Genomic DNA, 20,208 nt, shown 5'->3' with positions numbered 1-20,208 from the left:
GCTGTGTTTGTTTTTTTTTCTCCTGGGGGGGGGGCGGGGGGGGGGGGGCCGGGGGGGGGGGGGGGGGGGGGGGGGGGGGCGGCCCGGGGCCGGTGGGGCGGGGTCAGGCGCGGGCGGCGGCGTCGGCCGCCTGGGCGCGCAGGGCGCGCTCGACGCCCGCGCGGGACTCCGAGACCAGCCGCCGCAGAGCCGCGTTCGGCTCGGCCGAGGCCAGCCAGGCGTCCGTGGCGTCCAGGGTTTCCTGGGAGACCTGGAGGGCCGGGTAGAGACCCACCGCGACCTGCTGGGCGATCTCGTGGCTCCGGTTCTCCCAGACGTCCTTGACCACCGCGAAGTACTTCTCGGAGTACGGGACCAGCAGCTCGCGCTGGTCGGTCTGGACGAAGCCGCCGATCACGGCCTCCTGCACCGCGTTCGGCAGGGCGTCGCCCTCCACCACCGAGGCCCAGGCCTCGGCCTTGGCCTCCGCCGTCGGGCGCGCCGCCCGCGCGGTCGCCGCGTGGCGCTCACCGGCCGCCGTGGGGTCGCGCTCCAGCTCGGCCGCGATCGCCGCCTCGTCGGCGACGCCCGTCGCGACGAGCCGCTCCAGGAAGCTCCACCGCAGCTCGGTGTCGACGACCAGGCCCTCGATCTCCGCCGCACCGTCCAGCAGCGCCGACAGGTAGGTCAGCTGGCCCTCGGTGCGGGCCGTGCCCGCGAAGGCCCGCGCCCACGCCAGCTGGTGGTCGCTGCCCGGCTCGGCGCCGCGCAGGTTCTCCAGCGTGGCCTCGGTCCAGGTGGCCAGGCCCTCCTCGCGCCACGCCGGGTCGGCGTACAGCTCGACGGCCAGCTTCACCTGGCGGTGCAGCGACTGGACGACGCCGATGTCGGACTCCTTGCCGATGCCCGAGAGGACCAGCGCGAGGTAGTCGCGGGTGGCGAGCTCCCCGTCGCGCGTCATGTCCCAGGCCGAGGCCCAGCACAGCGCGCGCGGCAGCGACTCGGCGAAGTCGCCCAGGTGCGCGGTGACGGTGGCCAGGGACTCCTCGTCCAGCCGGACCTTCGCGTACGACAGGTCGTCGTCGTTGAGCAGGATGACGGCCGGCCGGGCGCGGCCCACGAGCTCCGGTACCGGCGTCAGCTCGCCGTCGACGTCCAGCTCGATCCGCTCGGTGCGGACGAGGGAGCCGTCCTGGAGGTCGTAGAGGCCGATCGCGATCCGGTGCGGGCGCAGGGTCGGCTCGCCCTTGGCGCCGGCGGGCAGCGCCGGGGTCTCCTGGCGGACGGCGAAGGAGGTGAGCGTGCCGTCCGCGTCGGTGGTGATCTCCGGGCGCAGGATGTTGATGCCGGCCGTCTCCAGCCACGCCTTCGACCAGGCGGTCAGATCGCGTCCGGAGGTCTCCTCCAGGGCGCCCAGCAGGTCGGACAGGCGCGTGTTCCCGTACGCGTGCGCCTTGAAGTACGCCTGCACGCCCTTGAAGAAGGCGTCCGTGCCGACGTAGGCGACGAGCTGCTTGAGCACCGAGGCGCCCTTGGCGTACGTGATGCCGTCGAAGTTGACCTGCACGTCCTCCAGGTCACGGATGTCCGCCATGATCGGGTGCGTGGAGGGCAGCTGGTCCTGCCGGTACGCCCAGGTCTTCATGGAGTTGGCGAACGTGGTCCACGCCTGCGGCCACTTCGAGCCCTCCGCCGAGGCCTGGCAGGCGATCGAGGTGTAGGTGGCGAACGACTCGTTCAGCCACAGGTCGTTCCACCACTCCATGGTGACCAGGTCGCCGAACCACATGTGCGCGAGCTCGTGCAGCAGCGTCTCGGCGCGCACCTCGTACGCCGCGTCCGTCACCTTCGAGCGGAAGACGTACTGGTCGCGGATGGTGACGGCGCCCGCGTTCTCCATCGCGCCCGCGTTGAACTCGGGGACGAACAGCTGGTCGTACTTGGCGAAGGGGTAGGCGTACGCGAACTTCTCCTGGAACCAGTCGAAGCCCTGCCGGGTCACGTCGAAGATCTCGTCCGCGTCGAGGAACTCGGCGAGCGAGGGGCGGCAGTAGATGCCCAGCGGCACCGACTGCCCGTCCGGGCCCTCGTACGAACTGTGCACCGAGTGGTACGGGCCCGCGATCAGCGCGGTGATGTACGTGGAGATGCGCGGGGTCGGCTCGAAGCGCCAGACGTTGTCCTTGACGTCCGCGGCCTCCGGCGTGGGCGAGTTCGAGATGACCGTCCAGCCCTCGGGGGCCGTGACAGTGAACCGGAACGTCGCCTTCAGGTCGGGCTGCTCGAAGGCGGCGAAGACGCGGCGCGCGTCCGGCACCTCGAACTGGGTGTACAGGTAGGCCTGCTGGTCGACCGGGTCGACGAAGCGGTGCAGGCCCTCGCCGGAGTTGGTGTACGCGCAGTCCGCGACGACGCGGAGCTCGTTGTCCCCGGCCGCCAGGTCCGACAGGGAGATGCGCGCGTCGCGGAAGACCGCGGCGACATCCAGGTCCTTGCCGTTGAGGACGACCTCGTGCACCGCGGGGGCCACGAGGTCGATGAAGGTCTCGGCCCCGGCCTCGGCCGACCGGAAGCGCACCGTGGTCACGGAGGGGAAGGTGCCCCCCTCCTGCGCTCCGCTGAGATCGAGTTCGACCTCGTAGGAGTCGACGGTGAGCAGCTGCGCCCGCTGCTGGGCCTCTTCACGGGTGAGATTCGTGCCTGGCACGCGGTCATCTCCTTCGATGGTGACGTTCCGGCCCATCCTTCCACGATCACCCCCCGCCATACCCGGGGGTAATCCACGGGCGAACACGACGTCCGGATTCCGCCTGCCCCGACGCACGCGGGGGGCGGGCGCCGACCGGCACCCGCCCCCCGACCGTCAGCCGTCCGCGCGGGTCAGCCGCGCAGCTCCTCGGCGACCAGCTCGGCGATCTGGACCGCGTTCAGGGCCGCGCCCTTGCGGAGGTTGTCGTTCGACAGGAACAGCGCGAGACCGTTCTCCACCGTCTCGTCGGACCGGATGCGGCCCACGAACGAGGCGTCCTTGCCCGCGGCCTGGAGGGGGGTCGGGATCTCCGAGAGCTCGACGCCGGGGGCGTCGCGCAGCAGCTCGCGGGCGCGCTCGACGCTCAGCGGGCGCTCGAAGCGGACGTTGACCTGGAGGGAGTGGCCGGAGTAGACGGGGACGCGCACGCAGGTGCCGGAGACCTTGAGCTCCGGAATCTCCAGGATCTTGCGGGACTCGTTGCGGAGCTTCTGCTCCTCGTCCGTCTCGAAGGAGCCGTCGTCGACCAGGTTGCCCGCGAGGGGGACCACGTTGTAGGCGATCGGACGCCGGTAGACGGCCGGCTCGGGGAAGGCGACGGCCCCGCCGTCGAAGGTCAGCTGGTCGGCCGCCTCCGACACCGCGCACGCCTGGGTCTTGAGCTCGGCGACCCCGGCCAGGCCCGAGCCGGACACGGCCTGGTAGGTGGTGGCGATCAGCGCGGTCAGGCCGGCCTCGTCGTGCAGCGGGCGCAGCACGGGCATCGCGGCCATGGTGGTGCAGTTCGGGTTGGCGATGATGCCCTTGGGGCGGTTCTTGATCGCGTGCGGGTTGACCTCGGAGACGACGAGGGGGACCTCGGGGTCCCGGCGCCAGGCGGAGGAGTTGTCGATCACGACGGCGCCCTGCGAGGCGACCTTCTCGGCCAGCGCCTTGGAGGTGGCGCCGCCCGCGGAGAAGAGCACGATGTCCAGGCCGGAGTAGTCGGCCGCCGAGGCGTCCTCGATGGTGATCTCCCGGCCCTCCCACGTGAGGGTGGAGCCCGCGGAGCGGGCCGAGGCGAACAGTCGCAGCTCGTCCACCGGGAACTTCCGCTCGGCGAGGATGCCGCGCATGACTCCGCCGACCTGACCGGTGGCTCCGACGATTCCGACCCTCACGGTGACTCCTTCGATACGTACGACGCGGGCGCGCGTGAGGCCATCATGCGTTCGACCCCACGAGCCTTGTCCAATCCATTGTCCGAGGAACGGACAGCGTCGTGGCCGCAGCGGGGTGCACGCGGGCGCGGCGGCCCCGCCGCGGGCCTCCCGGCAGCCCGTTCCGCCTGCTCGGGGGACGGCTGGAAGCAGGAGGGGGCGGTGCTCCGCGAGCACCGCCCCCTCCGCTGTTCCTGGTCCGCTACCGGGTTACGGCAGGACCTTCTCGATCTGCACGCTGCCGGTGCCGGCGGCGGTGCCGCGGGCGTTCAGCAGCTGGACCTGGCCGAAGAACTGCCGGCCCTCGGGGGCCGCGCTGCTGACCAGGACGTTCGCCGAGACCTGCGCGGTGGCGCCGGTGGCGAGGTTCACCGCGGCGTTCTCGTCGATCTGGACGGAGCCCAGGGCGGCCGAGAAGTACACGTCGCGGTAGTCGTAGGTGGTGGAGCCGGACGGGATCGCGTAACCGAACACCTCGACGGTGTAGGTGCCCGCGGCCGGGTTGACCAGGCTCACGGCCTCCTCGGAGTCGCCGTCGGCGGAGGAGCCGACCTTGACGCCGTCCTTGTACACGTCCAGGTCGAGGTCGGCGCCCGTGTCGGACGTCTTGCCGATCGCGATGTCGAGGCGGGAGACGCCCGCGCCGATCGTGACCTCGGTGGTGTGGGTCTCACCGGCGGCGATGGTCGGCTTGGCGACCTTCGCGGAGCCGAGCGGGCCGCCCTTGAGCTTGCCGCCCGCGATGGCCGCGGCGTCGTTCCTGACGCTCCACTGCACCGGCGCCGGGGTGCCCTGCTTGACCTCGGGCAGGACCTTGACCGCGGGGTCGAAGGCAGCGCCGAGCACGGAGACGTCCAGCTGGTACGGGTTGTCGAGCAGCGGCGACGTACGGCGCGACTCGACCTCGATCTCCCAGACGCCCGGCTGCGGGTCGGTGTAGGAGCGCAGGTCGGGACGGCAGGTGTTCGCCGGGTTGTCGTAGTTCGGGTAGCACTGGGTCGTCGCGCTGTCCTCGACGCCCAGGCCGTACGGGTGGATCGAGATGAAGCGGGTCTGGCTGCCGGGCTGCAGACCGCCGAGGGCGACCTCAAGGGTCTTGGCGCCCGCGGGCACGGTCACGAAGTACGACGTGTGGCTGTTGCGCTGGACGGAGGCCTTCTGCGACAGCGTGAAGGACGGCGCCGCCAGCGGGGTCGCCGCGACGACGGTCGTCAGGATCTGCTTGTCGATGCCCTCGGTGGTCTCGTCGTCCAGCTGCAGGATGCCGCTGTGGACGCCGCCCGTGGCGGCCTTGGCCTCGACCTTGATGGTGACGGGCTTGTTCAGCGGCAGCGTGACGTAGTCGTAGCCGCCGATGACCTTGAAGGTGCCGTCGTTGTTGCGCCAGCTCAGGTCGTGCCGGGTGCCGTACTTGACGCCCGTGGTGCGGGTGACGACGACGTTGTAGACCTTCTTCTGGCCGACCTTGAGACCGCCCTCGCGGTCGTAGACGCCGGTGCCGAAGCCCGGGGTCTTCAGGAACTGGTCGATCGCGGTGTCGACCGGGGCCTTGACGGTGAAGTCGTTGGCCTTCGCGTCGCGCTGGATGGACTCCCACGCCTCGACGATGTCGATCAGACCGGCACCCTGGGCGTGCGCCGGGACGCCGTCGATCTTCTTCGCCGTGCTGGTGAGGGCGATCCGCAGACCGGCCGGCTTCAGCGCGATGTTCGCCTGCTTGGCGGCCGAGATGAGCAGCGCACCGGCGCCCGCGGCCTGCGGCGAGGACATCGAGGTGCCCTGGAGCATCGCGTAGCCGGGCGGCAGGGCGTAGCCCGCCTCCTTCACCGGCGAACCCGGGATCCAGGTCTGCGCGGTGTTGATGGCCGCGCCCGGGGCGGTGATGGTCGGCGTGAAGCCGCCGTCCTCACGCGGGCCGCGCGAGGAGAAGTTGAACATGTTGTACTTCTTGGCCACGCCGGAGCCGTAGTTGGCGGCCCAGGTCTCCTTGGAGACCGCCGCGCCCACGGAGAGCACCTTGTCCGCCAGGCTGGGGTCACCGATGGTGTTGACGCCCGGGCCCTCGTTGCCCGCCGAGATGACGAGCTGGACGCCGTACTTGTCGATCAGGTTGGAGTAGAGCTCCGAGCGGGCGTTGTTGCCGTCGTTGAGCGCCGGCAGGCCGCCGATGGACATGTTGACGATGTCCACGCCGCGGTTGACGACGAGGTCGATCATGCCCTCGGTCAGCGCGATGTTGGTGCAGCCGCCGGTCCAGGTGCAGGCGCGCGAGGAGACGAGCTTGGCGCCGGGGGCGGCGCCGTTCATCTTGCCGCCGAAGAGGCTGTTGGCCGCGGTGATGCCGGCGACGTGCGTGCCGTGCGTGCCCTCGATGATGCCGATGTTGACGAAGTCGGCCTTCTTGCCGACCCAGTCCCCGCCCAGCGGGTCCATCGGGACGTCCTTGCGGATCTCGATCACGAACGGGATCCGCTCGACGACGGGGGTCGCCGGGTTGTCCGTGCCGAAGTAGCCGATCTGGTAGCCGTCCTTGTACGGCTTCATCGGCTCGTTGTTCGTGAAGTCGAGGTCCTGGTCGGTGTCCACGCGTACGGTGCCGGTCGCCGGGTCGTACAGCATGCCGAACCGGTCGGTGGTGTCGCCGTCGCGGTTGACGTCACCGGCCATGTCGCCGTTCGCGGTGATCGACTCGGTGAAGCGGCTCCACTGGAACGAGCCCGCCGGGGCCTTCCAGTCCGAACCGCCCGCGGCGAACGTGCCGCCGGTGACCGGGGTGATCTGCGCGCGCCAGGTGGCGTCGTTGTCCGTGATCGGGTCCGTCGCCGTGACCCAGTCGACGATCTTGCGCTCGCCGGTGGTGGTCGTCTGCAGCGCCGGGTGTCCGAGGTCGACACCCGAGTCCATGATGCCGATGGTCACGCCGCGGCCGTCGGCCGTCGGGTTCTTCGCGACGAAGTCGACCGCACCGGTCTCGAAGGACGGGTTGTACGGGTTCTTCGCCGGGGTGTTGGCGTCCGGCGCCGGGTAGGCCTCGGCGGCGGTGCGCTTGGCCGCGGCGCTCTCGCGGTCCGAGTCCGGGCGCGGGTCCGGCAGCTGGATCTCGTGGCGCAGGTCGATCCCGTGCACGGAGTTCAGCTTGGTGGCCGCCTTGAGCGCGGCGTCCGCCTTGTCGGTGGGCAGGGTGGCGCGCACGTAGCCGAGGTCGTCGTACGTCCGGCCCACCGAGGCGCCCTCGACGGCGTCGAGCTGCTCGGCGACCTGCTCGGTCTGACCCGGGGCGGTCGCGACCATGACGGTGACGGTCTTGTCACCCTTGGTCCTGGCCTCCTGGAGCAGCTCGGCGTCCGCCGAACCGAGCTTCTGGTCGGCCGACTTGATCGGCGCGGACGCCGGCGGGGTGTCGGCGATGCCCGCGGCGAACGCGGGCACGGCCCCGGTCGCGCAGAGCGCGGCCACGAGACCCGCGGCTGCCGCGATACGCGCCGCACGTCTGGCCGAGGGTATGGCCCCGGGTGTGGAGCTGGGGGATTCGAGGGTCATCAGCATCCCTGGTAAGTGAAAGAAACGGTCCGGATTTCGGTGCCGGATGACCGGTCAGCCTGTCGTAAGTGACAGCCCGATGGGGATAGTTGTCATCGAACGAGACCTGCCGTGGCGGATTCCCGCCACCGCGGGGCGTACGCCAGGGCGCCCGTACCGGGGCATGCGGGGGCGAAACGCAGGGGTCAACGAGTGGATTTATCGACTCTGCGGCCATGCCGCGGCGCCGGAGCGGGACTTGGCCGCGCTACGGGTGTGACAGATTCCGCGGACTCAGCGCTCGCGCGTGCGCGCGTAGTGGCGCGAGGCCTTCGCCCGGTTGCCGCAGGCGGCCATCGAGCACCAGCGCCGGGTGCCGTTGCGCGAGGTGTCGAAGAAGTGCAGGACGCAGCTCCCGGACGCGCACGCGCGGATCCGGTCGGGCGCCGATCCGAGCAGTCCGAGGTAGTCGCGGGCCGCGAGCCATGCGGGGCCCCAGGCGGGGTCGTCGAACTCGGCGCGTTCGCCGGGGCCGTGCTCCGTCAGTGTGGCGCGGATGCGGCCGTGCTCCAGGACCCCGTCGACCAGGGCGCGCCCGCTCGCGCCGGCCGGGTCCGCCACCGCGCGGGCCAGCGCCTCGCGGGCGGTCAGCAGGTGGATCAGGGTCGGCGCGTCCGCGCGGAAGCGGTCGGACAGCCCGACGCTCTCCAGCCAGACCGCGACCCCCTCGATCCGCGTCAGCCCGGCGGCGCCGGCGAAGAGGTCCAGGAGCTGCCCGTCGGCGACCCAGCGGGTGTTCAGGAGGTCGAGGGCGACCGGTTCGCCGGTCAGGGGTCGTGGGTCCGCCGCCGCTGCCATGTCCGCACCCTTCCCGCCCGTCGCTAACCCCTCAAGAGTACGTGGCCGGTTGACGCCTGATTCCCTAACCCCTAATCTCTATTAGAGAGGTTAGACAAACGAAGGGGGAACCGTCATGACCGCGCTCCGCACCGGCCACGTGGGCCTGAACGTCACGGATCTGGACCGCTCGCTCGCCTTCTACGGCGACGTGCTCGGATTCCAGCGGCTCGCCGAGGGCAAGGAGGAGGGCCGCCGCTACGCCCTCCTGGGCCGAGACGGCGAGCTCGCCCTCACCCTGTGGCAGCAGGCCGACGGCGCGTACGCGCCCGCCGCGGCGGGACTGCACCACCTGGCGTTCTCGGCGGGCGGGATCGAGGAGGTGAGGGAGTACGAGGAGCGGCTGCGCGGACTGGGGGTGGACTTCGCCTACGACGGGGTCGTCGCGCACGGCGAGGGCGCGGCCTCGGGCGGCATCTTCTTCCACGACCCCGACGGCATCCGGCTGGAGATCTCCGCCCCCACCGGCGCCGAGGGTGCGCCCGCACCTGTCGAGAACGCGCCGACCTGCGGATTCTTCTGATGTCCGGCATCTACCACGAGGGCTCGCTGGCCGTGCAGGACCGGGTCGGCGTACGGGAGCTCGCCGAGCACGTCGGTCGTTCGGTCGGCACCGGCATCCGGGACGTGGCCGCGGCCTTCCTGGGACTCCAGCCCCACCTGGTGGTCGGGGCCGCCGACGGCGCGGGACGCCTGTGGGCCTCCCTGCTCACCGGCTCGCCCGGCTTCGTACGGGCCACCGGGCCGGACCGGATCACGGTCACGGGCGGTCTACCGGCGGGCGACCCGCTCGCCGGGGCCCTGGCCGAGGACGGCGCCCGGGTGGGGACGATCGCGCTCGATCCGCGGACCCGGCGCCGGATGCGGCTGAACGGGACCCTGGAGGCGACCGCCGGGGGATTCGCGGTCCGGGCCGACCGGGTCTTCGCCAACTGCCCCAAATACCTGCAGCGGCGGGATCCGCTGGACACGGCCGCCGAGGGCCCCGGTGTCCTGCGGCGCGGGGAGGCGCTCACCTGCGACCAGGCGCGGTCCGTCCGGGGTGCGGACACGTTCTTCGTGGCCACGGCGGCGGACGGGGGGCGGGTCGAGGCCAGCCACCGCGGCGGCCTGCCGGGCTTCGTGGAGGTGCTGTCGCCGGTCGAGCTGGCATGGCCGGACTACCCGGGCAACGCGATGTTCCTGACCCTCGGGAACCTCGCGCTGGACCCGCGGGCCGGACTGCTCCTCCCGGACTGGGAGAGCGGAGCGCTGCTCCAGCTGAGCGGCCGGGCCCGGACGGAGTTCGGCGCCGACGGAAGCCGCCGTGTCCGCTTCCGTGTGGAATCGACGGTGGAGAGCCTGCACCCGGGGCGGCTGCGCTGGAGCGCCCCGGAGTACTCGCCGGCGAACCCGCCGCTGCCGAGGCCGGTTCCTCATCGGGGCAGCACCACCAGGTAGGCGGCGGGATCGCGGTCGTCGGCCGCCGTCAGGGCGGTCCGCACGACCGCGGCCTGCTGCTCCGGCCAGTCGCGGAGCTTGCGCGGGGTGATGTGGATGACGGTCACCCCGAGCCGCTCCAGCGTCTCCCGCTTGCGTACGCACTCGGACCACTGCTCGTCCTCGCCCTGGCGCGGGCCGCGGGTGTCGATCTCCACCGCGACCGCGTGCTCGGGCCAGAAGGCGTCGACCCCGCCGAGGTGCGGGCCGCCGGGCAGCCGCAGGTCCACGTTCCAGACCGGCTCGGGGAGGTCGTAGCCCCGTACGAGGTGGTACAGCCGGTCCTCGGCCATGGCGCGGCCCTCCGCGAGGAGGGACTCGACGGCGTCGACCACGTGCGGCCGGTTCAGCAGCCTCGCCACCGTCAGCTCCCTTACGACGGCGGCCGGTTCGCAGTGCCCACCCCGTACGGCCTCGCTGAGCAGGCGGCGCACCGTACCGGCGTCGGAGAGCTGGCCGACGGCGTCGGCGACGGCCCGCGCCACGGGAGCCACCGGCAGCCCGGTCACCTCCTGGGACCGGGGCGGCGTGTGCGAGCGTACGATCCGCACGTCCCCCGCCGGGCGCAGCCGCCGGGTGCCCGGCACCAGAACGTCGATGTGCGACACGGCGAGCAGGGCGGGCGCGGAGGCGAAGCGGTACAGCGCGAGCGCCGCCAACCCGGTGATCATGGCCTCGCTGCCGCTGCCGCTGCCGCTGCCGCTGCCGCTGCCGCCGCGGTTGGCGTACAGCAGCGCGGCGTGCAGCCGCTCCTCGCTCGTCGCGGGGCCGCCGTGGAGCAGGAACACGCCCGGCAGGATCTGCCGCCAGGGCCGCTCGGCCGCGTCGGCGGCGGTGATGCCGTGCTCGCGCAGCTGGGCGAGGGTCAGCACGCGGGGGCGGGTGCCGGTGAGGTGGGCGAGGGGGAGGGGCGCGTTGTGGTTCATGACGCAGTGATTCCCTCAGGCCATGGCCTTGCTAACCCCTGTTACACGCCCGTCGGCAAATCGGGACAAGCCGGGGCTAAAGTACGGGCGTTCGACTGCCGATGGAGTGCCCCCCTCCCGGCCCCCGCACACGCCGGCGGGGCCGGAACCGCCTGTGGCGATCCGGCCCCGCCGGTGTTCGGGACAGGGGGGCGCGGCCCCTGCGGGGTCAGGCGCAGGCCGCGTCGCAGGCCTGGGCGCGCAGGGCGCGGGCCAGGTCGTCGCGGGACTCCAGGACCAGCCGGCGCAGCGCGGGCGCGGCGTCGGCGTGCGCCGCGAGCCACGCGTCGGTCGCCTCCAGCGTGGCCGCGTCGTCCTGGAGCGCCGGGTACAGCCCCTTCACCACGTCGATGCCGATCTGGATCGACCGGTCCGCCCACACGCGTTCGATCACCTCGAAGTAGCGCCCCGCGTACGGCGCCAGCAGGTCCCGCTGCGACGGCTGCTGCATTCCCGCGATCGTCGCCTCCACCAGCGCGTTCGACAGGGCGTCCGACTCGACCACCGCCGCCCACGCCTGGTCCTTCACCGCCGCCGACGGCCGCGCCGCCAGGCACCGTACCTGGTGGCGCTTGCCCGACGCCGTGTCGTCGCGGGTCAGTTCGGCCGCGAGAGCCCCCTCGTCCACCGCGCCGCGTGCGGCCAGGGGCAGCAGGAAGTCCCAGCGCAGCTCCTGGTCCACCACCAGCCCGTCGATCCGGGCGGAACCCTCCAGCAGGCCCCTGAGCAGCTGGAAGTCGCCCTCCGTCGCCGCACTCGCCGCGAAGAAGCGGGCCCACGTCAGCTGGTGCTCCGAGTTCGGCTCCGCGATCCGCAGCTCGTGCAGGGCGCCCGCCGACAGCTCCCGGCCCCCCTGCTCGCGCCAGTCCGGCGCCGCGTAGTGGGTGACCGAGGTCAGCGCCTGGGCGTGCAGCATCTGCAGGACGCCGACGTCCGTCTCCCGGCCCGCGTGGGCCAGGACCAGCGAGACGAAGTCGCGGGCCGGCATCAGGCCGTCGCGCGTCAGGTTCCACAGCGCCGACCAGCACAGCGCCCGCGCCAGCGGGTCCGTGAGGTCGCCCAGGTGGGCGCGGAGCGCGGCCAGCGAGACCTCGTCGAAGCGCATCTTGCAGTACGTCAGGTCCTCGTCGTTGACCAGGACCAGGTCGGGCCGCTCCAGGCCCGCCAGTTCGCCGACGGCGGTCCGCGCCCCCGCCACGTCCACCGCGGCCCGGGCGTAGCGGACCAGCGCCCCGTCCGCCTCCAGCCGGTACAGGCCGACCGCCACCCGGTGCGGGCGGAGTTCGGCGCCCTCCTGGAGCACCGCCAGCTCCGTCACGCGCCCGCCGGCGTCGCAGGTCACCACCGGCGTCAGCGCGTTCACGCCGGCGGTCTGCAGCCAGGCCCGCGACCACTCGGCCATGTCCCGGCCCGAGACCTCGGCGAGCACCGACAGCAGGTCGTCCAGGGTGGTGTTGCCGTAGGCGTGGGCCTTGAAGTAGCGGCGCGCGCCTTCCAGGAACGCCTCCCGTCCGACGTAGGCGACCAGCTGCTTCAGCACGGCCGCACCCTTGGCGTACGTGATCCCGTCGAAGTTCAGCTTCGCGTCCTCCAGGTCACGGATGTCGGCCGTGATCGGGTGCGTGGACGGCAGCTGGTCGGCCCGGTAGGCCCACGCCTTGCGGCTGTTGGCGAAGGTGACCCATGCCTGGTCGAAGCGGGTGGCCTCGACGAGCCCGAAGGAGCCCATGAAGTCGGCGAAGGACTCCTTCAGCCACAGGTCGTCCCACCACTTCATGGTGACCAGGTCGCCGAACCACATGTGGGCCATCTCGTGCAGGATGACGTTCGCGCGCCGCTCGTAGGACGCCTGCGTGACCTTGCCGCGGAAGATGTACTCCTCGCGGAAGGTCACCATCCCCGGGTTCTCCATCGCGCCCAGGTTGTACTCCGGCACGAAGGCCTGGTCGTACTTCCCGAAGGGGTAGGGGTAGTCGAAGATCTCGTGGAAGAGGTCGAAGCCCTGCTTGGTGACCAGGAAGATGTCGTCCGCGTCGAAGTGCTTCGCCAGCCCCTTGCGGCACATCGCGCCCAGCGGGATCGTCAGGTCCCCGCGCGTGTAGGAGTCCGTCACGTAGTGGTACGGGCCCGCGACCACGCAGGTGATGTACGTGGAGATCGGCGCGGTCTCGGCGAAGCGCCAGTGCCCGCCCTCCCGCGACTGCTCGGCGCCGTTGCTCCACACCTGCCAGCCCTCGGGCGCGGTCACCTCGAAGCGGTACGGGGCCTTGAGGTCCGGCTGCTCGAAGTTCGCGTACACCCGCCGGGCGTCCGCCGGCTCGTACTGGGTGTAGAGGTAGACCTCGCCGTCCTCCGGGTCCACGAAGCGGTGCAGGCCCTCGCCCGTCCGGCTGTAGGCGCAGTTCGCGTCCACCACCAGGACGTTCTCGGCGGCCAGTCCGTCCAGGGCGATCCGCGACCCGTCGAAGACGGCGCCGGTGTCGAGCGCCCGGCCGTTGAGGGTGACGGAGTTCACCGAGGGCGCGACCAGGTCCGCGAAGGTGGCGGCCCCGGCAGACGCGGCCCGGAAGCGGATCGTCGTCACCGAGCGGAAGGTACGGGGACCCTCGGCCGGTTCGGCCTCGTCCACCGCCGAGCGGACGTCGAGGACGACCTCGTACGCGTCGACGGACAGCAGCTCGGCCCGCTCGCGGGCCTCGTCGCGGGACAGGTTCTCTCCGGGCACGTGCACTCCTTCGTGCGTGATCGCGTTCTTCCGACGAATCCTCGCACGGCGGGAATGCGTGCGGTCCCTGCCTGGTTGGCGACGGAGAACGTGAGCCGGAGCCGCCTTTCGTCCACCGATCGCGCTGCTTGTGACGCCCGGCCCCACCGAACCGACCGTTGTGACTGAGGAGAGACATGACCGACACCCAGGTGCGCGAGAAGACCCCGGTCGACTTCTGGTTCGACCCGCTCTGCCCGTGGGCTTGGATGACCTCCCGCTGGATGGTGGAGGTCGAGAAGGTGCGCGACGTCGAGGTCCGCTGGCACGTGATGAGCCTGGCCGTACTCAACGAGGACAAGCTGCACGAGCTGCCGGAGGTCTACCGGGAGCTGCTCGGAGTCAAGGGCTGGGCCCCGGTGCGCGTGGTGACAGCGGCTCAGCAGAAGCACGGTGACGAGATCACCGGCAAGCTCTACACCGCGCTCGGCACGAAGATCCACAACGAGGGGCTGGGCCCGACCCGCGAGGTCATCGCCGCCGCCCTGGAGGAGGTCGGCCTGCCGGCCGAGCTGCTCGCGTACGCCGACTCCGACGAGTACGACGAGGTGCTGCGCGCCTCCCACAACGACGGCATAGACCGGGTCGGCCAGGAGGTCGGCACGCCCGTGATCTCCGTGCCCGGCGCCGACGGCGACGACGTGGCGTTCTTCGGGCCGGTCGTCACCCCCGCCCCGCGCGGCGAAGCCGCCGCCCGGCTGTGGGACGGCACCCTGCTGGTGGCCTCCACCCCCGGCTTCTACGAGATCAAGCGGACCCGTACGCAGGGCCCGTCCTTCGAGTAGTCCGCGCCCTCACGCCCTCACTGCCCGCACGCCCGCGAGAGCGGGCGCCGCGGGCAGTTCGCGTCGCGGCGCCCGAGGGACGCAGAGGGCCCCCGGGAGTCACGTCCTCCCGCGGGCCCTCTGGTGGAAACGCCCGCACGCGACAGTTGAGAAGACGATCACGAGGCGGACGGGTACGGAGTGCTGGTCAGGCTCCGCGGACGGGGATCAGCAGCGGGGTGTTCGCCTTGGCGTCGGCGTAGCGCCGGGCCACGTCCTGCCAGTTGACGACGTTCCACATCGCCTCGATGAAGTCCACCTTCTGGTTCTTGTACTGCAGGTAGAAGGCGTGCTCCCAGGCGTCGAAGACCAGGATCGGTACCGAGGCCTGGCCGACGTTCCCCTGGTGGTCGTAGACCTGCTCGACGATCAGCCGGCCGCTGATGGGTTCGTACGCGAGCACGCCCCAGCCGGAGCCCTGCGTCGCGGAGGACGCGAACGTCAGCTGCTTCTTGAAGGCGGCGAAGGAGCCGAAGGACTCGGTGATCGCGGCCGGCAGGTCGCCCAGGCCGTCCTTCTCGTCCGGGACGCCGCCGCCCTCGCCGGTCTTCGGGCTGGCCATGTTGTGCCAGTAGATGCTGTGCAGGATGTGGCCGGAGAGGTGGAACGCCAGGTTCTTCTCCAGGCCGTTCAGCGCGCCCCAGTTCTCCTTGTCGCGCGCCTCCTCCAGCTGCTCCAGCGTGGTGTTGGCGCCCGCGACGTAGGCCGCGTGGTGCTTGTCGTGGTGCAGTTCGATGATCTGCGGGTTGATCACCGGCTCCAGCGCCGCGTAGTCGTAAGGAAGCTCAGGAAGCGTGTAGATGGCCATGCGTGTGATCCGGTCCCCTCGGCGTGCCAACTGCTTATTGCAATCAATGCGCAACTGCACGCTAGCAGTATCTATTCCGCCGATCATGTAAGGGTTACCTCGCTCGGCGAGGCCCCGCAACGCGCCGCAACGCGGGAGGCCGGGCCCGTGCGACAGCACGGGCCCGGCCTCCGGACGTGGTGGCGGGCGGTCACACGGCGCGGGCCGCCCGGCGCTGGAGCGCGTACCCGGTGAGTGCGAGGGCGGCGGTCAGCCCGCCCGTGAACAGGACCTGGACCCGGGTGTCCGCGCCCAGCGCCATCAGGACCAGTACCCCGGCCACCCCGGCCAGCGCGACCCGTGTCAGGTACGGGAAGCCCCACATCCGCACGACCAGCCGCTCGGGGGCCTCGCGCTCCCACCTGCGGCGCAGCACGAGCTGGGAGACGGCGATGAAGCCCCAGACGATCAGGATGACCCCGCCGACCATGTTCAGCAGCCAGGCGAAGAGCGTGTCCGGGTACCAGTACGACAGCAGCACGGTGATGAAGCCGAAGCCGGACGAGGCGAGCACCGCCCGGCGCGGCACCCGGCCGCTGAGCCTGCCCAGCGCCCTCGGCCCCTGGCCCCGGGAGACGAGGGAGTACGCCATCCGGGAGGAACCGTAGATGTTGGCGTTCATCGCGGAGAGCAGGGCGATCAGGATGACCACGTTCATGATCTCGCCGGCGGCCGGGATGCCCAGGCGGTCCAGGGTGGCGGCGTAGGGTCCGTCCGCCGTGACCGCCGGGTCGTTCCAGGGCAGCAGGGTCACGATGACCAGCATGGAGCCGACGTAGACGATCGCGATGCGCCACATGGTGGTCCGCACCGCCCTGGCCACGCCCGCGACGGGGTTCTCGGACTCGGCGGCGGCGATGGTCACCGTCTCCAGCCCGCCGTACGCGACGACCGAGGCGAGCAGTCCGACCAGCAGGCCGTCCACCCCGTTGGGCAGGAACCCGCCGTCGTGGAGGAGGTTGGCGGTACCGGGGGAGTCGGAGCCGGGCAGCACGCCGAGGACGGCCAGCACGCCGAGGGTCAGGAACAGCCCGATCGCGCCGATCTTCAGGGCGGAGAACCAGAACTCGAACTCGCCGAAGTGGGAGACGGCGGCCAGGTTCGAGCCGCAGAACACCGCCATGAACACCAGCACCCACATCCACGAGGGCGTGCCGGGGAACCAGCCCGTCATGATGTGCGCCGCCCCGATGGCCTCGATGGCGACGCCCACGCACAGCAGGATCCAGAACATCCAGCCGGCGGTGAACCCGGCCCAGGGGCCGATCGCCCGCTCCGCGTGGACCGAGAAGGAGCCGGAGGCGGGGTCGGCGGCGGACATCTCGCCGAGCATCCGCATCACGAACATCACGAGCACCCCGGACGCCGCGTACGCGAGCACGATCGAGGGGCCCGCGGCGGCGATGCCGGCGCCGGAGCCGACGAAGAGCCCGGCGCCGATGACCCCGCCGAGGGCGATCATCGAGAGGTGGCGCTGCTTGAGGCCGCTGCCGAGCGGCCGGCCGGACTCGGCGGACGGCGGCGTCCGGGGTTCGGGGGGCGTGAGGGCGGTGCTGCTCTGGCTCATGGTGCTGCCTGTCCGGTGTGCGGGGGTGGTGCGCGCGGCCAGTCTGCCGAGTGTCCGCTCAGCGGACGCTTGACGTCCGCTATTCGGACAGTGGGTTCACGGGTGGTGATCATGTCCGTACGCTCGCCGCGACATGGCGGCACGACGACCGAGGGAGCACCGGATGGGCCGGACCGTGGCAGGACTTCGCGCGACCGGACGGGGCGTGCTCGTCACCGGCGCCTCGCGGGGCATCGGGCGGGCCGTCGCCGCCGCCTTCGCCCGCCAGGGCGACCGGGTCGCCGTGCACTGCTCCACCCGCCGGGCCGACGCCGAGGAGACCCTCGCCGCGCTGGAGGGGGAGGGGCACGTCCTGCTCGCCGCGGACCTGGCCGACCCGGAGCGCGTGCTGGCCCTGGCCACCGAGGCCGAGGAGGCGCTGGGCGGGGTGGACGTCCTGGTGAACAACGCCGCCGTGATGGTCGCGCACCCGCCGGCGGACACCTCCTACCAGGACTGGCAGGACGCCTGGCGGCGCACCGTCGACGTGAACCTGCTCGGCGCCGCCCACCTCAGCCACTGCGTCGCACGCCGCATGATCGACGGCGGCCGCGAGGGGCGCATCGTCAACATCGGCTCGCGCGGCGCCTTCCGGGGCGAGCCCGACCACCCGGCCTACGGCGCCACCAAGGCCGCGCTGCACGCGCTCGGGCAGTCCCTCGCTGTCGCCCTCGCCCCCCACGGCATCGCCGTCGCCTCCGTCGCGCCCGGCTTCGTCGCGACCGAGCGGGTCGCGGGCCGGCTGGACGGTCCCGAGGGCGCGGACATCCGCGCCCAGAGCCCCTTCGGGCGGGTCGCGGACCCCGCCGAGATCGCCGCCGCCGTCCTCTACCTGGCCTCGCCCGCGGCGGTGTGGAGCTCCGGCACCGTGCTCGACGTCAACGGGGCCTCGTACCTGCGTACCTGACGGACGCCGAGGACCCCCGTGCCGCAGCACGGGGGTCCTCGGGTACGGGCCGCCGGTCAGGCGGATGCCCGCCGGCCGGACGCGCCGGTCAGGCGGACGCGCGGCCGCGGATCTCCCGCGCCCACGCCACCAGCAGGATGACGGCCGCCGCGCCGCCGGACCACAGCAGCTGCGGCCGGGCCGAGTCGTCGAAGAGCATCAGGACCAGCACGACCGCCATGGCGACCAGCGCGGCCCAGGTCAGGTACGGGAAGCACCACATCCGCAGGGTCAGCCGCTCCGGCATCTCCCGCTCGATCCGGCCCCGCAGCTTCAGCTGCGAGACGGCGATCAGCGCCCACACGAACAGGAGCACCGCGCCGACCGCGTTGAGCATGTAGAGGAAGACCGTGTCCGGCCACAGCAGGTTCAGCACCACCGACACGAAGCCGAAGCTCACCGAGGCGAACACCGCCCGGCGCGGCACCCCGCCGCCGGAGATCTTCAGCAGCGCCTTCGGGGCCTCCCCGCGCTCGGCCAGCGAGAACACCATGCGCGAGGATCCGTACAGGTTCGCGTTGAGCGCCGACAGCAGCGCCACGAAGACCACGATGTTCATGATCTGGCCGGCCGCCGGGATGCCGATCGAGTCCAGGACGGCGACGTACGGGCTCTCGCCCGCCTTCATCGACTCCCACGGCAGCAGGGTCACGATGACCAGCATGGAGCCGACGTAGAAGAAGAGGATGCGCCACACGGCGCTGCGCACCGCGCGGGCCACGGAGCGGGCCGGGTCGTCCGACTCGGCCGCCGCGATGGTGACGACCTCCAGGCCGCCGAAGGCGAAGACGACGGCGAGCATGCCGGCGATCACCCCGCCCATGCCGCTGGGGGCGAAGCCGCCCTGGCCCGTCAGGTTGGCCATGCCGACCGGCTCGGTGTCGGGGAGCAGGCCGAAGACCGCCAGGGTGCCCAGGATCAGGAAGAGCACGATCGCGCCCACCTTGAGGGCGGCGAACCAGAACTCGAACTCGCCGAAGTTGCGCACCGCGGCGAGGTTGCTGACGGTGAAGACCACCATGAAGACCAGCACCCAGACCCACTGGTCGACGGACGGCACCCAGCCGTTCGCGATCTTCGCCGCGCCGGTCGCCTCCACGGCGAGCACGACCACCAGCAGGAACCAGTACAACCAGCCCGCCGAGAAGCCCGCCCAGCGCCCCAGCGCCCGCTCGGCGTGCACGGAGAACGAACCCGAGGCGGGCATCGCGGCCGACATCTCGCCGAGCATGCGCATCACCAGCATCGCGAGGACGCCGGCGAGCAGGTACGAGACGACGATCGCGGGACCGGCGAGGGTGATGCCGGCCCCGGAGCCGACGAAGAGCCCGGCGCCGATCACCCCGCCGAGGCCCAGCATGGTCAGGTGGCGCTGCTTGAGGCCGTGGCTCAGGGGTTCCGACGGCAGGTCGTCGACCGTCCTGGGAGGTGCTTCGGGCAAGTTGTCACGCATGAGGATGCTCGTACTCTCGTTCGGCCCAGTGGCGGCAGGGGCTCCGCATCAGGATTGGCGGGACCCTACAGTCTGTCTGGGCGGCGGGCTTCCGTGCAAAACGGACGTGTTGTCGGTTGTTCCCCGTGACGCGGATCACGTCAACTCAGGTGTGGACCGCGACCTTTGTGCAGTCCCCACCAAACCGGGGAGTAGGGCTTTGTACCGGGTAGCGGTGGGACGGCGGCGGACCGCGGACTAACGTCACGGTGTCCCCCGGGGCGTCCGGCACCCGGTGTGCCGTGCGCGGACGGGGAACCGTCCTGTCACCACCACCTCGGGGAGCCTCCGATGAGCACCGCTTCCGTCTCCATCCGGCCCGGCGCCGTCCTCGCCGACCTGCTGCCCGCGAGCCGCGTCCGCGACATCGCGCTCGTCGTCGGCGGAGCCGCGCTGACCGGCCTGGCCGCGCAGATAGCGGTGCCCGTACCCGGCTCCCCGGTCCCGGTCACCGGCCAGACCTTCGCCGCGCTGCTCGTCGGCACCGCCTTCGGCGCCCGCCGCGGCTTCCTCGCGCTCGCCCTGTACGCCGCCCTCGGCGCTGCCGGTATGCCGTGGTTCGCGAACGGCACCTCCGGAGCGGGCGGCGCCTCCTTCGGCTACGTGCTCGGCATGCTGCTCGCCGCCACGCTCGTCGGCGCCCTCGCGCGCCGTGGCGCCGACCGCTCGGTCGCGCGTACCGCGGGCACCATGGTGCTCGGATCCGCCGTGATCTACGCGGTCGGCGTGCCCTACCTGATGGCCGCCACCGGCATGTCGTTCGGCGCCGCCGTCGCCGCGGGCCTGACCCCGTTCCTGATCGGCGACGCCCTCAAGGCCGCCCTCGCCATGGGCGCCCTGCCGGCCGCCTGGAAGCTGGCGGGCCGCCGGGGCTGACACCCGCCGCCCCCGCGTCCCGTACCGGACACAGCAGCCCCGGACCGCACATGCGCGGTCCGGGGC

General features: G+C 72.0%; 14 protein-coding genes. 5 read left to right on the top strand and 9 right to left on the bottom strand.

What is annotated here, in order from left to right; translation table 11 throughout:
* Positions 1-103: 103 nt before the first annotated feature.
* The 4 genes from pepN (ACFWUQ_RS26640) to ACFWUQ_RS26625 form a co-directional block, all read right to left on the bottom strand.
* Positions 104-2,686, bottom strand: coding sequence for an aminopeptidase N (gene pepN, locus ACFWUQ_RS26640; RefSeq protein ID WP_384542874.1), 2,583 nt, complete (start codon positions 2,684-2,686; stop codon positions 104-106).
* A gap of 173 nt (positions 2,687-2,859) precedes the next feature.
* Positions 2,860-3,888 (bottom strand): aspartate-semialdehyde dehydrogenase, encoded by a 1,029-nt coding sequence (locus ACFWUQ_RS26635; RefSeq protein ID WP_384542871.1) that lies wholly within the window; start codon positions 3,886-3,888, stop codon positions 2,860-2,862.
* 249 nt (positions 3,889-4,137) lie between these two features.
* Positions 4,138-7,467, bottom strand: a complete 3,330-nt coding sequence (locus ACFWUQ_RS26630; protein ID WP_384542869.1) for a S8 family serine peptidase — start codon at positions 7,465-7,467, stop codon at positions 4,138-4,140.
* Positions 7,468-7,740: 273 nt separating this feature from the next.
* Positions 7,741-8,304: a CGNR zinc finger domain-containing protein gene (locus ACFWUQ_RS26625; RefSeq protein WP_384542866.1), complete on the bottom strand. Its 564-nt coding sequence runs from the start codon at positions 8,302-8,304 to the stop codon at positions 7,741-7,743.
* Positions 8,305-8,419: 115 nt separating this feature from the next.
* On the opposite strand from ACFWUQ_RS26625, the gene ACFWUQ_RS26620 reads away from it, so the two are divergent.
* Positions 8,420-8,866, top strand: coding sequence for a VOC family protein (locus ACFWUQ_RS26620; RefSeq protein WP_384542863.1), 447 nt, complete (start codon positions 8,420-8,422; stop codon positions 8,864-8,866).
* Complete coding sequence (locus ACFWUQ_RS26615) at positions 8,866-9,783, top strand: pyridoxamine 5'-phosphate oxidase family protein (protein WP_384542861.1); 918 nt, start codon at positions 8,866-8,868, stop codon at positions 9,781-9,783. The genes ACFWUQ_RS26620 and ACFWUQ_RS26615 overlap by 1 nt, the downstream gene beginning before the upstream one ends.
* Here ACFWUQ_RS26615 and ACFWUQ_RS26610 read toward each other — a convergent pair.
* Entirely contained in the window at positions 9,759-10,748 is a 990-nt protein-coding gene (locus ACFWUQ_RS26610; RefSeq protein WP_384542859.1) for a hypothetical protein, read from the bottom strand. The genes ACFWUQ_RS26615 and ACFWUQ_RS26610 overlap by 25 nt on opposite strands.
* 208 nt (positions 10,749-10,956) lie before the next feature.
* Positions 10,957-13,512 (bottom strand): aminopeptidase N, encoded by a 2,556-nt coding sequence (pepN, locus tag ACFWUQ_RS26605; RefSeq protein WP_384542856.1) that lies wholly within the window; start codon positions 13,510-13,512, stop codon positions 10,957-10,959.
* A gap of 176 nt (positions 13,513-13,688) precedes the next feature.
* Between pepN (ACFWUQ_RS26605) and ACFWUQ_RS26600 the strand changes: the two genes are divergently transcribed.
* On the top strand, positions 13,689-14,336 hold the full coding sequence (locus ACFWUQ_RS26600) for a DsbA family protein (RefSeq protein WP_384542853.1): 648 nt from the start codon (positions 13,689-13,691) through the stop codon (positions 14,334-14,336).
* Positions 14,337-14,523: 187 nt separating this feature from the next.
* Here ACFWUQ_RS26600 and ACFWUQ_RS26595 read toward each other — a convergent pair whose 3' ends face one another.
* Positions 14,524-15,183 carry a superoxide dismutase gene (locus tag ACFWUQ_RS26595; RefSeq protein WP_384542850.1) on the bottom strand — a complete coding sequence of 220 codons (660 nt, stop codon included), beginning with the start codon at positions 15,181-15,183 and terminating at the stop codon, positions 14,524-14,526.
* 190 nt (positions 15,184-15,373) lie between these two features.
* Positions 15,374-16,789 carry an amino acid permease gene (locus ACFWUQ_RS26590; protein ID WP_384542847.1) on the bottom strand — a complete coding sequence of 472 codons (1,416 nt, stop codon included), beginning with the start codon at positions 16,787-16,789 and terminating at the stop codon, positions 15,374-15,376.
* 163 nt (positions 16,790-16,952) lie between these two features.
* Here ACFWUQ_RS26590 and ACFWUQ_RS26585 point away from each other — a divergent pair, with 163 nt between their 5' ends.
* Entirely contained in the window at positions 16,953-17,735 is a 783-nt protein-coding gene (locus ACFWUQ_RS26585) for an SDR family NAD(P)-dependent oxidoreductase (RefSeq protein WP_384542877.1), read from the top strand.
* 88 nt (positions 17,736-17,823) lie between these two features.
* Here the strand turns inward: ACFWUQ_RS26585 and ACFWUQ_RS26580 are convergent, their stop codons facing one another.
* Positions 17,824-19,227 (bottom strand): amino acid permease, encoded by a 1,404-nt coding sequence (locus ACFWUQ_RS26580; RefSeq protein WP_384542844.1) that lies wholly within the window; start codon positions 19,225-19,227, stop codon positions 17,824-17,826.
* Positions 19,228-19,557: 330 nt separating this feature from the next.
* On the opposite strand from ACFWUQ_RS26580, the gene ACFWUQ_RS26575 reads away from it, so the two are divergent.
* A complete protein-coding gene (locus ACFWUQ_RS26575; RefSeq protein WP_384542841.1) occupies positions 19,558-20,142 on the top strand; it encodes a biotin transporter BioY in 585 nt (194 codons plus the stop codon).
* Positions 20,143-20,208: the final 66 nt, after the last annotated feature.

Origin of the sequence: Streptomyces sp. NPDC058662 (assembly GCF_042716255.1) — a bacterium.
Lineage (GTDB): Bacteria > Actinomycetota > Actinomycetes > Streptomycetales > Streptomycetaceae > Streptomyces.
This window is presented reverse-complemented; position numbering and strand designations above follow the sequence as displayed.